Source organism: Spirillospora sp. NPDC047279, assembly GCF_040643285.1.
Taxonomy (GTDB): domain Bacteria; phylum Actinomycetota; class Actinomycetes; order Streptosporangiales; family Streptosporangiaceae; genus Spirillospora.
This window is the reverse complement of sequence record NZ_JBEYUA010000001.1, coordinates 283,343-296,743: the sequence shown is the minus strand read 5'-3', so window position 1 is coordinate 296,743 and position 13,401 is coordinate 283,343. Positions and strand designations below refer to the sequence as shown.

The following is a 13,401-nucleotide window of genomic DNA, read 5'->3' as shown; positions in this document are numbered from 1 at the left end:
CACCGTCGATTGCGCGACGCCGCGGCGCGGCCGATCGTAGGGTGCCTTACTCCCCGGGGACCCTGCGTGGAGGTGTCGTGTGACAGAAGAGCCCGAGACGCGCCCGTACGACTTCGACGTGATCGTGGTCGGATCCGGCTTCGGCGGCAGTGTGGCCGCGCTGCGCCTGGCCGAGAAGGGCTACCGCGTCGCGGTCCTGGAGGCCGGGCGGCGGTTCGACGAACGCACCCTGCCCAAGACCTCGTGGCGGCTGTCCCGGTACGTCTGGGCGCCGCGTCTCGGGCTCCGCGGGATCCAGCGCATGCATCTCGTCGGGGGCAAGGCGGGCGTGCTGGTGCTCGCCGGCGCCGGCGTCGGCGGCGGTTCGCTGGTGTACGCCAACACCCTGTACGAGCCGCCCCGGCCGTTCTTCACCGACCGCCAGTGGGGCCACATCACCGACTGGCAGGCCGAGCTGTCGCCGTTCTACGACCAGGCCAAGCGCATGCTGGGCGTGACGCTCAACCCCCTCGTCACCCCGGCGGACGTGGCGATGCAGACGGTCGCCAAGCGCATGGGCGTGGGCGACACCTGGCATCCGACCCCGGTGGGCGTCTACTTCGGCGACGACACGACCGAGCCCGGTGAGGAGACCGACGACCCCTACTTCGGCGGCGCGGGCCCCCGGCGCAGCGTGTGCACCGCGTGCGGCGGGTGCATGGTCGGCTGCAAGGTCGGCGCCAAGAACACCCTCGTGAAGAACTACCTGTACCTGGCCGAGCAGGCCGGGGTGAAGGTGCTCCCCGACACCACGGTCACCGCGCTCTCCCCCGGCGCGGACGGCGGTTACCGGGTCGAGGTCGGCCGGACGCGGGCCCTCCCGGCCCGGCGGCGCACGCTGACCGCCGAGCAGGTCGTCCTGGCGGCCGGGACGTACGGCACGCAGCGGCTCCTGCACCGCATGCGCGCGGGCGGAAAGCTGCCCGGCATCTCGGACCGGCTCGGCGAGCTCACCCGCACCAACTCCGAGGCGCTGCTCGGCGTGGAGCGCATGACCGGCTGGCACCGCAAGGGCGACGTCGACCACAGCACCGGCCTGGCGATCACCTCGTCCTTCCACCCGGACGCCAACACCCACATCGAGCCCACCCGCTACGGGCCGGGCGACAACCTGATGGGGCTGATCAGGACGCTGCTCATCGACGGTGGCGGGCGGGCGCCGCGATGGGCGAAGTTCCTGGTCGAGTCGGTGCGCAAGCCCGGCATCATCCTGCGCGGGCTCTCGGTCAAGGACTGGTCCAAGCGGACGATCATCGCGCTGGTCATGCAGACGGCCGACAACTCGGTGACCGTCACCGAGAAGCGGCGCGGCCTGCTGCGCCGCCGCCGGCTCACCGCGCGGCACGGCCTCGGCGAGCCCAACCCGACCTGGATCCCGGTCGCGCACGACGCCGTCCGGATGCTGGGCGAGGAGCTGGACGCGACCCCGGGCGGCACGTGGTTCGACCTGTTCAACATCCCGACGACCGCGCACTTCATCGGCGGTTGCGTGATCGGCGACTCCCCGGAGACCGGGGTCATCGACCCGTACCACCGCGTCTACGGGCACCCCGGGCTGCACATCGTGGACGGCTCGGCGATCACCGCCAACCTCGGCGTCAACCCCTCGCTCACGATCACGGCCCAGGCCGAGCGCGCCCTGGCGTTCTGGCCCAACCGCGGCGACGAGGACGCCCGTCCGGCGCCCGGCGAGGCGTACCGGCGGCTCGACCCCGTCCGGCCTCGGAAGCCCGCCGTTCCCGCGCACGCACCGGCCGCCCTGCGCCCGCCCACGGTGGCGGCGGGGGACGAGGAGACGCCCGCCGAGCAGGAACGGGCGCAGGCCGAACAGGAGCCCCAAACGCCAGGTCCACAACTGTGACCCAACGGTGATGAACCTTCCCCCTCAGGCGGGCATCAGATGATCCAGACTCGATGCGGAGCTATGAGGGGGATATCGGGTGCGCGGTAAGGCCTTGGTGATGGCACTCGTCGTCGGAATGGCGACGGCGGCCTGCTCCGGCGGAGGCGGCGGGGGCGGGTCCACCAGCACGGGCGGTGAGGACGGCTCGCCCAAGCTGACCATCACGCCGGCCAACGGCAGCGGTTCGGCGCGGCCCGACGCGGGCGTCGCGATCAGCGCCGCGGGCGGCACGCTCAGCCAGGTCGCGGTGAAGCTCGGGGGCGCCGACGTGCCCGGGACGTTGTCGCAGGACAAGACCAGCTGGAAGTCCGCGTGGACGCTGGTGCCCGGCGGGCGTTACCAGGTGTCGGCCACGGCGACCTCGTCCAAGGGCAAGACCACCACGGCCACCAGCGCGTTCCGCACGGTCACCGACACCGCCGCCACGAAGATCAACAACGTGGTGCCGAGCCAGGGCGAGACCGTCGGCACCGGCATGCCGGTGTTCATCCAGTTCACCAAGGCGGTGCCGGAGAAGGCCCGCCCGCTGGTGGAGAAGGCCGTCGAGATCAAGTCGAGCACGCCCACCGAGGGCGCCTGGCGCTGGCTCGCCGCGGGCGAGTCGTTCAACGGGCTGCCGTCGCTGGTCTTCCGGCCGCGCGAGCCGTGGAAGCCGCGCCAGAAGGTGTCGGTCACCGTGCACTACGCGGGCCTCAAGATCGGCGACAGCGTGTTCGGCGACAAGGACGTCACCCGCACCTTCTCGGTCGGCGACTCGCACACCATCACCATCAACGCCAAGACCCACCGGCTGGTGGCCAGGAAGAACGGCCGCACGGTCCGCAGCTGGGGCGTCAGCCTCGGCTCCGGCGGCGAGGTCAAGGACGGCGTCGACCGGCTGCTCACCACCAGCGGCGTGCACCTGACCATGGACCGCAGCCGGATGGAGCGCATGATCTCGCCGGGCAAGAAGAAGGGCGACCCGGGCTACTACGACGAGCAGATCCCGTGGGCGACCCGCATCTCCAACAGCGGCGAGTACATCCACCAGAACATGTCCGACCCGAGCTGCCTGGGCCGCGCCAACTGCAGCCACGGCTGCGTGCGCTCGCCGGGCGACGACGCCAAATGGCTCTACAACTGGGCCCACCGCGGCGACATCGTCACCATCACCGGCACCAAGCGCGACCTGGAGTGGTGGAACGGCTGGGGCTACTGGCAGATGTCCTTCGACAAGTGGGCGCAGGGCGGCGTCCTGAAGCAGCCGGTCACCACGGCCCCGCTCGCTTAGCAGACCTCGTCCCGCATCCCCGGCTTCGACACCATCAGCGCCCGCCGCGAGGCCGCCTCGGCGGGCTGACCACCGGCCGCCTCCGCGCCCCGGACCACTCTCACTCCGGGGCCACGGCGACGGGCCCGCGCACACGCGCACGGGCCCGTCGTCAGCACGAGCGGCCTCAGGCGAAGTCGCCCGCGTGCTCGGACGCCCACTGGGCGTACGTGCGCGGCTCGTGACCGGTGATGTCCTCGACCACGGAGTTGACCGGCGCGGGCCTCCCCACGGTCGCGGCCATCAGGTCGAACAGCGCGTTGACGAAGTCCGGGTCCATGAATTCGCCCATCTGCTCGCGCAGCGGGCGGTCGGGGACCTCCTCGAAGCGGAGCGGGCGGCCGAGCGCCTCACCGAGGACGCGCACCTGCTCGGCTTGAGTGAGGGACGCCGCGCCGGCGAGCTCGTACACCCGGCCCTCGTGACCGTCGCCGGTCAGCACCCGGGCCGCGACGTCGGCGACGTCCCGCTCGTGGATCATCGAGAACGCGGCGTCCGCGTAGGCGCCGCGGATCACGTCGCCGCCCTGGAGCTGCATGCCGAACGCCAGCGAGTTGATCGCCGGGAACATGATCCGCAGCATGGTGGCGGGAACGCCGGTCGCCGTGATCGCCCGCTCGACCCCCGCGTGGTAGGCCGCGATCACGTCCGCCTGCTCGTCCACCCCGTCGGCCACGGCACCCGACGACAGGAAGACGATCCGGCCCACGCCCGACTTGGCCGCGGCCTCCAGGAACGCCGTCGCGTCCAGCCCGTACGGCAGCACGAGGAGGACGGCCGTCACGCCGTCGAGCGCGGCGGCGAACGTCTCGGGCACGGCCAGGTCGCCCTGGACCACCTCGACGCCCTCGGGGAGCCCGGCCTTCTCGGGGCTGCGAGTGAGCGCCCGCACCGGGCGGCCCTCCTCGTGCAGGGCCTCGACGGTCTGCCGGCCGAAGTGCGCGGTAGCTCCGATGACCAGGAACATCGTGGATCTCCTTCTCTTCCGTGATGCCTTGACAGTATCAGAACGGAATACTTTGTTCCACTGATCGACTCGGCCTGATCGGGCCATCGCCGTCCGTTCTGGTTAGCCTGAGCCGGTGACCATCGAGCTGACGCTGCTGACGCGGGTGGTCTGCCGGGGGCGCGAGGTCTCCGGGGCCCGGTCGCGCGGTCTGCTGGCCCTGCTGGCCGGAGAGCTCCGCGCCGGGTGCGGCACGGCGCGGCTCGTGGCGGAGCTCTGGCCGGAGGAGCGGCCGGAGCACCCGGCCAAGGCCCTCCAGGTGATCGTGTCCCGTACCAGGTCGCGGCTCGGCGCCGATCTCATCGACAGCACCCCCACCGGCTACCGGCTGACGCTGGACGAGGAGCAGGTCGACGCCTCGGTGGTCCTGCTCCGCGCGGCGGAGGCGGTGCGGCTGCGGGCCGCGGGCGACCACGCCGGCGCGCTCGCGCGGGCGGAGGAGGGCCTGGCGCTCTTCGACGGCCCCGGCCCCGGCCCCGGTGGCGACGCGCCGCCCGGCGACCCGGTGGCGGCGCTGCGGGCCGAACGTATGGCCGCCCACCGTTCGCTGGCCCGCGTCAGGGCGCTGTCCCTCCGGGGCACGGGTCGCGCGGCCGAGGCCGTGGAGCCGCTGACCGGCCTCCTCCGCGACGCCCCGCGCGACGAGGAGATCCTGGCCGAGCTGCTGCGGTGCGAGGCCGCGGCGGCCGGGCCCTCCGCGGCGCTGGAACGGTACGAGGCGTACCGGCGCGGGCTGCGCGACGAGCTGGGCACCGACCCGGGCGCCGAGCTCCGGGCGGTCCAGCGCGGGCTTCTGGAGGACGAGGCGCCGCCCGTCCGCCACGGCGTCCGGCACGAGCCCAACGCCTTCCTCGGCCGGGGCGCCGACATCGCCGCCGTGACCGGCCTGCTGCGCACCTCGCGGGTCACCTCTGTCGTCGGGCCCGGCGGGCTGGGCAAGACCCGGCTGGCGCACGCGGTGAGCCGCCGCGCCGAGCAGCGCGTGGTGCATTTCGTACCGCTGGCGGGCGTCCGGAACGACGCCGACGTGGCGGGCGAGGTCGCCTCCGCGCTGGACGTCGCCGAGGCGTGGGGCGGCCCCGGCCCCGCCCGCAGGCCGACGTCGGCGGAGGTCCTGCCGGGCATCCTGCACGCCCTCGGCTCCGGTCCGGTGCTGCTGGTGCTCGACAACTGCGAGCAGGTGATCGACGGCGCCGCCGAGCTCGTCCGGGCGCTGGTCTCCATGAGCAAGGGCGTGCGGGTGCTCACCACCAGCCGGGCCCCGCTGGGCCTGACGTCGGAGTCGGTGTACCCGCTCCCCGAGCTGAGCCTGGAGACGGCCGTCGAGCTGTTCGAGCAGCGTGCCCGCGCGGTGCGGCCCGGCGTCCCGCTGCCCGCCGCCGACGTCCGCGCGTTGTGCGGTCACCTGGACGGCCTGCCGCTCGCGGTCGAGCTGGCGGCGGCGCGGGTCAAGGTCATGTCGGTCGCCGAGATCTCCCGCCGCCTCCGCGACCGCTTCGCCGTGCTGCGCGGCGGCCCGCGCGACGCCCCCGAACGGCACCGGACCCTGCACGCCGTCGTGGACTGGAGCTGGAACCTGCTCGCCCCGGGCGAACGGGCCGCGATGCGGATGTTGTCGGTCCTCCCCGACGGCTTCACCGCGGACACCGCGGCGCGGCTGCTCGGCGGCGCCGGCGGCGCGGGCGCCACGAGCGCCGCGGATCCGTTCGAGGCGCTCGAGCACCTGGTCGACCAGTCGCTGCTCAAGGTCTCCGAGACGGCGGGCGGCGGCACCCGGTTCCGGATGCTGGAGACCGTACGGGAGTTCAGCGCGGCCGAGCGGGACGCGGCGGGCGAGGCCGAACAGGCCATGGCGGCGTTCCTCGGCTGGGCGCGTGACTTCGCCGTCGCGCACCACGGGGCGGCCTTCGGCGCCTCGGGCTCGGCCGCCGCCATCGAGCGTGTCAGGGAAGAGCAGGACAACCTGCTGCAGGCGTTGCGGCACGGGTTCGACCGGTCCGACCGGGCCACGGTCGCCGGCGCGTTCACCCTTCTCAGCAGCCTGTGGTTCGTCTCGGGCAGCTTCGCGCGGCTGGCGGAACTGGCCGGGGAGACGGCCGCGGCGTTGTCGCGTTTCCGTCCCGAGCCGGAGCTCGTCGAGGTCACCCGGGGCGCCCTGGCCATCTGCGCCCTGAGCTCGTTCATGCAGGGCCCGTACGAGCGGCACTCGATCGACGCGCTGCGCGAGCTGCCCCCGGCGCCGCCGGCGACACTGGCCCAGGCCCTGGCGACCGTTCTGGTCGCCGCGCCCGACGCGCCCCGCTCCGGCCTGGAGGAGCTGCTGCCGCTGGCCGAATCCGGCGAGCCGTTGCTGGCCGGCACCGCCAACCTGTGGATCAGCTACGTCTACGAGCACCTGCCCGACATGGAACGGGCGATGGAGGCGACGGAACGGGCGCTGCGCGAGTTCGAGCGGGCCCGGCAACCCTGGATGCGCTACAACGTCCACTCCCGGCTCGCCGAGATGTCCGTCCAGCTCGAACGTGGCGAGGACGCCGTCCGGCAGGTCGAGGCGGCGATGCGGCTCGCGGAGGAGATCACGCCGAGGCACCTGCGGGAGAGCATCAGCTTCGGCATGGTCCTGGGCAACCTGGCGCGCGGGAACGCCGACGAGGCGGAACGCTGGCTGGACCTGGCGACCCGGACCCACTCCGCGGACGAGAACTTCGGTTACCTCCCGGCGGTCCTCGGCTCGCGGGCGGAGATCCTCCTCAGCCGCGGGCGGGACGAGGAGGGCCTGGCGGTGTGGCGCACGGCCGCCGCGTCGTGGGACGACGGCACCGACGAGATCTACCGGAGCGGGCCGCCGGGCCCGGAGCCGTGGAGCATGGAGACCCTGGCCGCCGCCGTGGTCGCGCACGCCCAGCGCGGCCGGCTCGACCTCGCCGGAGACCTCGTCGACGACCTGCTGGCCAGGCTTCCCCCGCTGCTGCTGCACCCGATGCCCCATCCGCCGGCCTACCTGGTCGAGATGCCGATCTGCGGGACCGGGCTGCTCGCGGTGGGGATGGTCGACATCGACCGGGCCGCGCGCACCGGCGACCGGGCCGCCGCGCGTTCGGGGGCCCGGCTCGTCGCGCTGGCGGAGCGCTTCGCCTACCTGCGGCGCACCCAGCCGACCATGAAGACCGAGCGGGCCCGCGCGGCGGCGGAGAAGGCCGACGGACCGGCGTACGCCGAGGCGGTCTCGGAGTACGCCGGTCTCGATCCGGGCGATCTGCGGGTCGTGGCGCTGGCGGCGTTGCGGGAGCGGCCCGCCCGTTAACGCGCCGGCCTCGGCTCGCGGTCGAACAGGCTCAGCGACCAGAGGAAGCAGACGACCGTGATCCCGGTGCACCAGGCGACGGCGATCCAGGCGCTGTGGCCGATCGGCGTCCCCAGCAGGAGGCCGCGGACGGTCTCGTTGACCGGCGTGAACGGCTGGTACTCGGCGAACGTGCCGAGCCAGGCCGGCATCGAGTCGGTCGGCACGAACCCGCTGCCCAGGAACGGCAGGAGCATCAGCGGCATCGGCATGTTGCTCGCCGACTCCGGGGTGCTCGCGACCAGGCCCATCCCGACGGCCAGCCAGGTGATCGCGAGGACGAGGAGGGCGAGGACGCCCGTCGCGGCCAGCCACTCGACCGGCGTCGCGTTCGACCGGAACCCGATGAGGAACGCCACCCCGAGCACGATCGCCATGCCGAGCAGAGTCTGGATCATGCTGCCGATGACGTGCGCGGTCAGGATCGACGGCCGGAAGATCCGCATCGTGCGGAACCGCGCCACGATCCCCTCGGTCATGTCCGTCGAGACCATGACGGCCGTCGCGGTCGCGGTGCCGACCACGGCCAGGAGCAGCACGCCCGGGGTCACGTAGTTGATGTACGCCTGGCGTCCCCCGCCCTCCGTGGTGCCCCCCGCGGCGCCGCCGAGCCCGTCGCCGAGCGTGCCGCCGAAGACGTACACGAACAGCAGCAGGAAGATGATCGGCAGGCCGATGAGCACCAGCGTCATGGACGGGTAGCGCATCATGCGCCTGATGCTGCGCCGCAACATCGTCGTGGTGTCGGACACGGCGTAGGCCAGGGTGGCGCTCATCGCACGGTCTCCTCGGTGCGGCCGGTGAGGGACAGGAAGACGTCGTCGAGGTCGGGCGTGTGGATCGACAGGTCCACGACCTCGATCCGCTCGGCGTCGAGCGCGCCGAGCAGCACCCGCAGCGACGCGACGCCGCCGTCGCCGGGCACCTGGAGGGTGAGGTCGTCCTCGGCGCGCGGCACCCCGCCCAGGACGCGCACCGCCGCCCGGAGCCCGCGTTCGTCCGCGAACTTCAGCCGGACGTGGCCGCCGGGCACCATGCGCTTGAGCTCCGCCGCGGTGCCCTCGGCGACCAGCCTGCCGCCGTCGAGCAGCGCGATCCGGTCGGCGAGCTGGTCGGCCTCCTCCAGGTACTGCGTGGTCAGGAAGATCGTCACACCGTCCGCGACGAGCCGCCGGATGACGTCCCACATGGTCCGGCGGCTGCGCGGGTCGAGCCCCGTCGTCGGCTCGTCCAGGAAGATGATCTGCGGCTCGCCGATGAGCGTCATCGCCAGGTCGAGCCGCCGCCGCATGCCGCCCGAGTAGGTGATGGGCGACTTTCCGGCCGCCTCGACGAGGTCGAAGCGTTCCAGCAGCTCGGCGGCGCGCCGCCGGCTCCGCCGCCTGCCGAGGTGGTGGAGGTCGCCCATCAGGCGGAGGTTCTCCTCGCCGGTCAGCAGGAAGTCGGTCGCCGAGTACTGCCCGGTGACGCCGATCATGCCGCGGACGCCGTCCGGGTCGGTGGCCAGGTCGCGGCCGCCGATCGACACGTCGCCGCCGTCGGCGCCGATCAGCGTGGACAGGATCTGGACCATGGTGGTCTTGCCGGCGCCGTTGGGGCCGAGCAGCGAGAGGACCGAGCCGCGCGGCACGTCGAGGTCGATGCCGTCGAGGACGACCTTGTCGCCGAACGACTTGCGCAGGCCGGCCACGTGGATCGCCGACCGCGCGGGAGTTGACGTGTTCATGCCGCAGAGCCTGCGGCCCCCCGGCTTCACCTCGGTTTCAGGCGGTTTCGGTCCGCCTTCGGCACCACGCGCGGCACGAGACCGCGCGAGGTCCGCCGGTCAGGAGACCGGGATCTCGTAGGCCAGCTCCAGCCGGTCGACCGGGACCACGATGTCGGCGGTCTCGACCGGCCGCCCTCCGCTGCGGTAGGTGCGCTGGATCACCATGACCACGGCGCCGATCCGCGAGCTCAGCGACTCGGCCTCGCCGGCCAGGATCGCCCGCGCCGTCACGACCTCCGTGGCCTGGGTCGGCTGGAGCCCGATCGCCCGCATCCGGGCGACGACGCCCGTGCCGGCGTGCGGCCCCTCCTCCGGGAACATGACCGGCGTGCCGCGCGTGACCGCCAGGGGCTCCCAGGACGTGGACACCATCAGCGGCTCGTCGTCGGCCAGGTAGACGTACCGGGTCCGCATGACCGGGTCGCCCTCGGCGATCTCCAGCCGTCCGGCGATCGCCGGGGTGGCCGTCGTGGTCTCCGACGACGAGCGCCAGCTGCCGGCCCGGCCCTGCGCCTCCATGTCGGCGGCGAACGGCGAACCGGCGCGGTCCTCCCGGTACCAGCTGCGCGTGAGCCTCCTGACCGTGGGTCTGGTGCGCACGAACGTGCCCGCGCCCGGCCGTGACTCCAGGTAGCCCTCGGCCGAGAGCAGGCGGACGGCCTCCACCGCGACGCGGTCGGACACCTCGTACTCGCGCGCCAGCTCGTGGCGCGAGGGCACCCGGTCGCCCGGCGCAAGCCGACCGTCGACGATCTGCCGGCGGAGATCATCGGCGATGCGCAGATAGACGGGCTGAGACAAGGGTGACTCCGAGGTCGCGGACGGTTCCGTCCCAGCTTGACAATCTGAGTACCCAGGTTCAAGCTGTGTACTCAGCTTACCGAACGTTATAGCGCGATCACTCGAAGGTGGCCGTCCTGTGGAGTGGACCCAGACCTACCCTGGCCTTCCCGCCATGGTGCCCGCCGCACGCGCGTTCGTCAGGGCCATGCTCGACGAGACCCCCCGGCTCGACGACGCGGCGCTGGTCGCGTCCGAGCTCGTGGCCAACTCGCTCCGCCACACCCCGAGCGGCCTCAGCGGCGGCACGTTCACCATCGCCGTCGCCGTCCGCCGCGACTGGACCCGCATCGCCGTCACCGACGCGGGCTCCGGCGACTGGCACCATCCGGCGGGCCGGCCCGGCGACGACGAGGAGTACGGCCGCGGCCTGCTCATCGTCGAGGTCTGCGCCGACAAGGTCGGCCACGACGTGCGCGCGGACGGGCAGACCATGTGGGCCGAGCTCACCTGGCGCTGAGCACCCGGCCGATCAGCGGCTCGGCCGGTCAGGCGGCCCGCCAGGCCTCGGCGAGCAGTTCGAACGAGCGCACCCGGTCGGCGTGGTCGTGCGTGATGGTGGTGACGAGGAGCTCGTCCGCCCCGGTCACGCGCGCCGTCCAGCGCGACCGCCAGGTGGAACCGGGTCATGAGGCCTGCCTTTCCGATTCTGCCGTGCCCGCCGTGCCCGCCGTGCCCGCCGTGCGCGCCGGGCCGAGGCCGAGGTGGTCGCGGAGGGTGGTGCCGGTGTACTCCTCGCGGTAGACGCCCTTCTCCTGGAGCAGCGGCACGACCTGGTCGACGAGGTCGTCGAGCCCGCCGGGAGTGAGGTGCGGCACGAAGATGAAGCCGTCCGCGGCGTCCGACTGGACGAACTCGTTGATCTGGTCGGCGACGGTCGCCGCGGTGCCGACGAACGTCTGCCGCCCGGTCACCTCGACGACCAGCTCGCGGATGCTGAGCCCGCGCGCCGCGGCCAGCTCGCGCCACTGCCGCGCGGTCGCGCCGCGGTCGCCCCGCAACTGCGCCCGCCCCTTGGAGATGAGGTCGTCCGGCGACGGGTCGACGTCGGGCAGCGGCCCGTCCGGGTCGTACGAGGAGAGGTCGCGTCCCCAGATCGCCTCCACGAACGTGATCGCTGTCTGCGGGCTCACCTGGGCGCGGCGGATCTCGGCGGCACGTTCGGCCGCCTCCGCCGCGGTGTCGCCCAGCACGTACGTCACCGCGGGGAAGATCTTCAGGTCGTCCCGGCTCCGCCCGTACTTGGCCAGGCGGTCCTTGACGTCCTTAAAGAACGCCCGGCCGTCCTCCAGCTTGCTGTGCCTGCTGAAGATGACGTCGGCGTCCTTCGCGGCGAACTCGCGTCCCTCGTCCGAGTCGCCGGCCTGGAGGATGACCGGATGCCCCTGCGGTCCGGGCGGGGTGTTGAAGCGGCCCCGGATGTCGAAGTGCCGCCCCTGGTGTTCGAACGTTCCACCCCAGGAGTCCCACAGCTCGCGGGCGACCTCGAGGAACTCGGCGGCGCGCGTGTAGCGGTCGGCCTCGGCGAGGAAGCCGCCGCGCCGGAAGTTCTCCCCCGTGAACGCGTCGTAGCTGGTGACGACGTTCCACGCGGCCCGGCCGCCGCTCAGGTGGTCGAGCGTCGCCAGCCGCCGGGCCACCTCGTACGGTTCGTTGAACGTGGAGCTGACCGTCGCGGCCAGCCCGAGGTGCGTGGTGACCGCCGCGAGCGCGCTCAGCACGGTGAGCGACTCCGGCCTGCCCACCACGTCCAGGTCGTGGATCGCGCCCTTGTGCTCCCGCCAGATGTACCTGCTTTACCGGTGCCAAGGATCGGCTCCCATCACTTCGACGCCCACCAAACCTACTTTTAAAGTATGGAATACATGAAACAAGGTCAAGAGAACGATCGCACCCGGCCGCTGGGAGGGAGGAGGCGCGGCCGGGTGCGATCTTGTGGGGAGGAAGGTCTCGGTGGGTCAGTAGTCCTTGAGCTCGAGGTCGTTGACGGCGTCGCCGGCCTCCTGGAAGTCGGGCACCGCCTCGTCCAGCCGCACGTCCTGCCCGATCTCCGCGGCGGCCTGCGCCTCGACCCGGGCCTTGTTGGTGTAGGCGAGCTCCTGGTTGAGCCGCACGTAGTCGCGCAGCTCCCGCTCGTACGCGGCGAACGCCTCCGCGTGGTCGCCGTCCGCGGCCTTGAGCTCACCGGCGAGCACGTACGCGCCGGCCATCGCCATCGTGGTGCCCTGCCCCGACAGCGGCGACCCGCAGTGGGCCGCGTCGCCGAGCAGCACGACCCGGCCGTTCGACCAGGAGTCCATGTGGATCTGCGCCATGGCGTCGAAGTGGAAGTCCTCGGCGTCGCGCATGTACTCCAGCATCTTCGGGATCTCCCAGCCGGCGTCGCCCAGCCGCTCCGCGAGGATGCGCTTCTGCGCCTCGACGTCGCGGTGGTCGTAGGCCAGCGGCTCGGCGGACTCGAAGCCCAGGTAGACGCGGGCCTCGGCGTTGCCGCGCACGCTCATCACGCCGCCGCCCCACGAGCCGCCCGGGACCTGGTGGAAGACCTGCCACCGGTCGAGGCCCAGGTAGTTGGGAAGGGTCCACACCCCCAGGTAGGTGCCCATGTGCTCGATGTAGTCCGACTCCGGCCCGAACGCCAGGCGGCGGGTGGTGGAGTGCAGCCCGTCCGCGCCCACCACCAGGTCGAACCGCCGCGGCTCGCTGTTGCGGAAGGTGACGTCGACGCCGTCCGCGTCCTGCTCGATCGTGGCGATGGAGTCGCTGAACAGGTACTCCACGGTGCCGGACGTCGCCGCGCCCTCGATCGCCTCGGCGGCCTCGGCGAGGATGAACGACAGGTCGTCCCGCAGGATCTCGATGTCGGGGCTGCCGACGTCGCCGCCGGTGATCGTTCGCTCGGTGGTGCTGAACAGCTCGGTGCCGTCGGCGTCCACCATCGACATGCCGCGCATGTGCACGCCCTCGTCGCGCAGCCTGCCGAGCACGCCCATCCGCTCGGCGACCTCCAGCGCGGGCCCGCGCACGTCGATCGCCTGGCCGCCCACCCGCAGCGAAGGGGTCAGCTCGACCAGGGTGACGTTGAAGCCGTGACGGACCAGCCAGTACGCCAGGGCCGGCCCGGCGACGCTCGCACCCGAGATCAGGATGTCGGTGTTCTTCATGGCGGTGCTCCTTCATCGGGTCCCTCGTT

10 protein-coding genes are annotated in these 13,401 nt (G+C 72.7%); 4 read left to right on the top strand and 6 right to left on the bottom strand.

All coding sequences use genetic code 11. The features are described 5' to 3' along the window. Window positions 1–79: 79 nt before the first annotated feature. Window positions 80–1,900, top strand: coding sequence for a GMC family oxidoreductase (locus ABZ810_RS01455; protein ID WP_358397756.1), 1,821 nt, complete (start codon window positions 80–82; stop codon window positions 1,898–1,900). A gap of 100 nt (window positions 1,901–2,000) precedes the next feature. After that, a complete protein-coding gene (locus ABZ810_RS01450) occupies window positions 2,001–3,212 on the top strand; it encodes an Ig-like domain-containing protein (protein WP_358397753.1) in 1,212 nt (403 codons plus the stop codon). Between the two features lie 166 nt (window positions 3,213–3,378). Here ABZ810_RS01450 and ABZ810_RS01445 read toward each other — a convergent pair whose 3' ends face one another. Continuing rightward, on the bottom strand, window positions 3,379–4,218 hold the full coding sequence (locus tag ABZ810_RS01445; RefSeq protein WP_358397751.1) for an NAD(P)H-binding protein: 840 nt from the start codon (window positions 4,216–4,218) through the stop codon (window positions 3,379–3,381). Between the two features lie 115 nt (window positions 4,219–4,333). Here ABZ810_RS01445 and ABZ810_RS01440 point away from each other — a divergent pair, with 115 nt between their 5' ends. After that, window positions 4,334–7,561 (top strand): BTAD domain-containing putative transcriptional regulator, encoded by a 3,228-nt coding sequence (locus tag ABZ810_RS01440; protein WP_358397749.1) that lies wholly within the window; start codon window positions 4,334–4,336, stop codon window positions 7,559–7,561. Here the strand turns inward: ABZ810_RS01440 and ABZ810_RS01435 are convergent. The 3 genes from ABZ810_RS01435 to ABZ810_RS01425 all read right to left on the bottom strand — a co-directional run bounded on the left by ABZ810_RS01435 (window position 7,558) and on the right by ABZ810_RS01425 (window position 10,169). Next, a complete protein-coding gene (locus tag ABZ810_RS01435; RefSeq protein ID WP_358397746.1) occupies window positions 7,558–8,376 on the bottom strand; it encodes an ABC transporter permease in 819 nt (272 codons plus the stop codon). The two genes, ABZ810_RS01440 and ABZ810_RS01435, sit on opposite strands and share 4 nt — an antisense overlap. After that, window positions 8,373–9,326, bottom strand: coding sequence for an ATP-binding cassette domain-containing protein (locus ABZ810_RS01430; protein WP_358397744.1), 954 nt, complete (start codon window positions 9,324–9,326; stop codon window positions 8,373–8,375). Before ABZ810_RS01430 ends, ABZ810_RS01435 begins: the two co-directional genes overlap by 4 nt. Window positions 9,327–9,425: 99 nt before the next feature. Further along, window positions 9,426–10,169 (bottom strand): GntR family transcriptional regulator, encoded by a 744-nt coding sequence (locus ABZ810_RS01425; protein WP_358397741.1) that lies wholly within the window; start codon window positions 10,167–10,169, stop codon window positions 9,426–9,428. A gap of 118 nt (window positions 10,170–10,287) precedes the next feature. Here ABZ810_RS01425 and ABZ810_RS01420 point away from each other — a divergent pair, with 118 nt between their 5' ends. Continuing rightward, window positions 10,288–10,668: an ATP-binding protein gene (locus ABZ810_RS01420; RefSeq protein WP_358397740.1), complete on the top strand. Its 381-nt coding sequence runs from the start codon at window positions 10,288–10,290 to the stop codon at window positions 10,666–10,668. A gap of 166 nt (window positions 10,669–10,834) precedes the next feature. Here ABZ810_RS01420 and ABZ810_RS01415 read toward each other — a convergent pair whose 3' ends face one another. Next, complete coding sequence (locus ABZ810_RS01415; RefSeq protein WP_358397739.1) at window positions 10,835–11,956, bottom strand: LLM class flavin-dependent oxidoreductase; 1,122 nt, start codon at window positions 11,954–11,956, stop codon at window positions 10,835–10,837. A 210-nt stretch (window positions 11,957–12,166) separates the two neighbouring features. Then, window positions 12,167–13,372: an FAD-dependent monooxygenase gene (locus tag ABZ810_RS01410; RefSeq protein ID WP_358397736.1), complete on the bottom strand. Its 1,206-nt coding sequence runs from the start codon at window positions 13,370–13,372 to the stop codon at window positions 12,167–12,169. Between the last annotated feature and the right edge of the window lie 29 nt (window positions 13,373–13,401).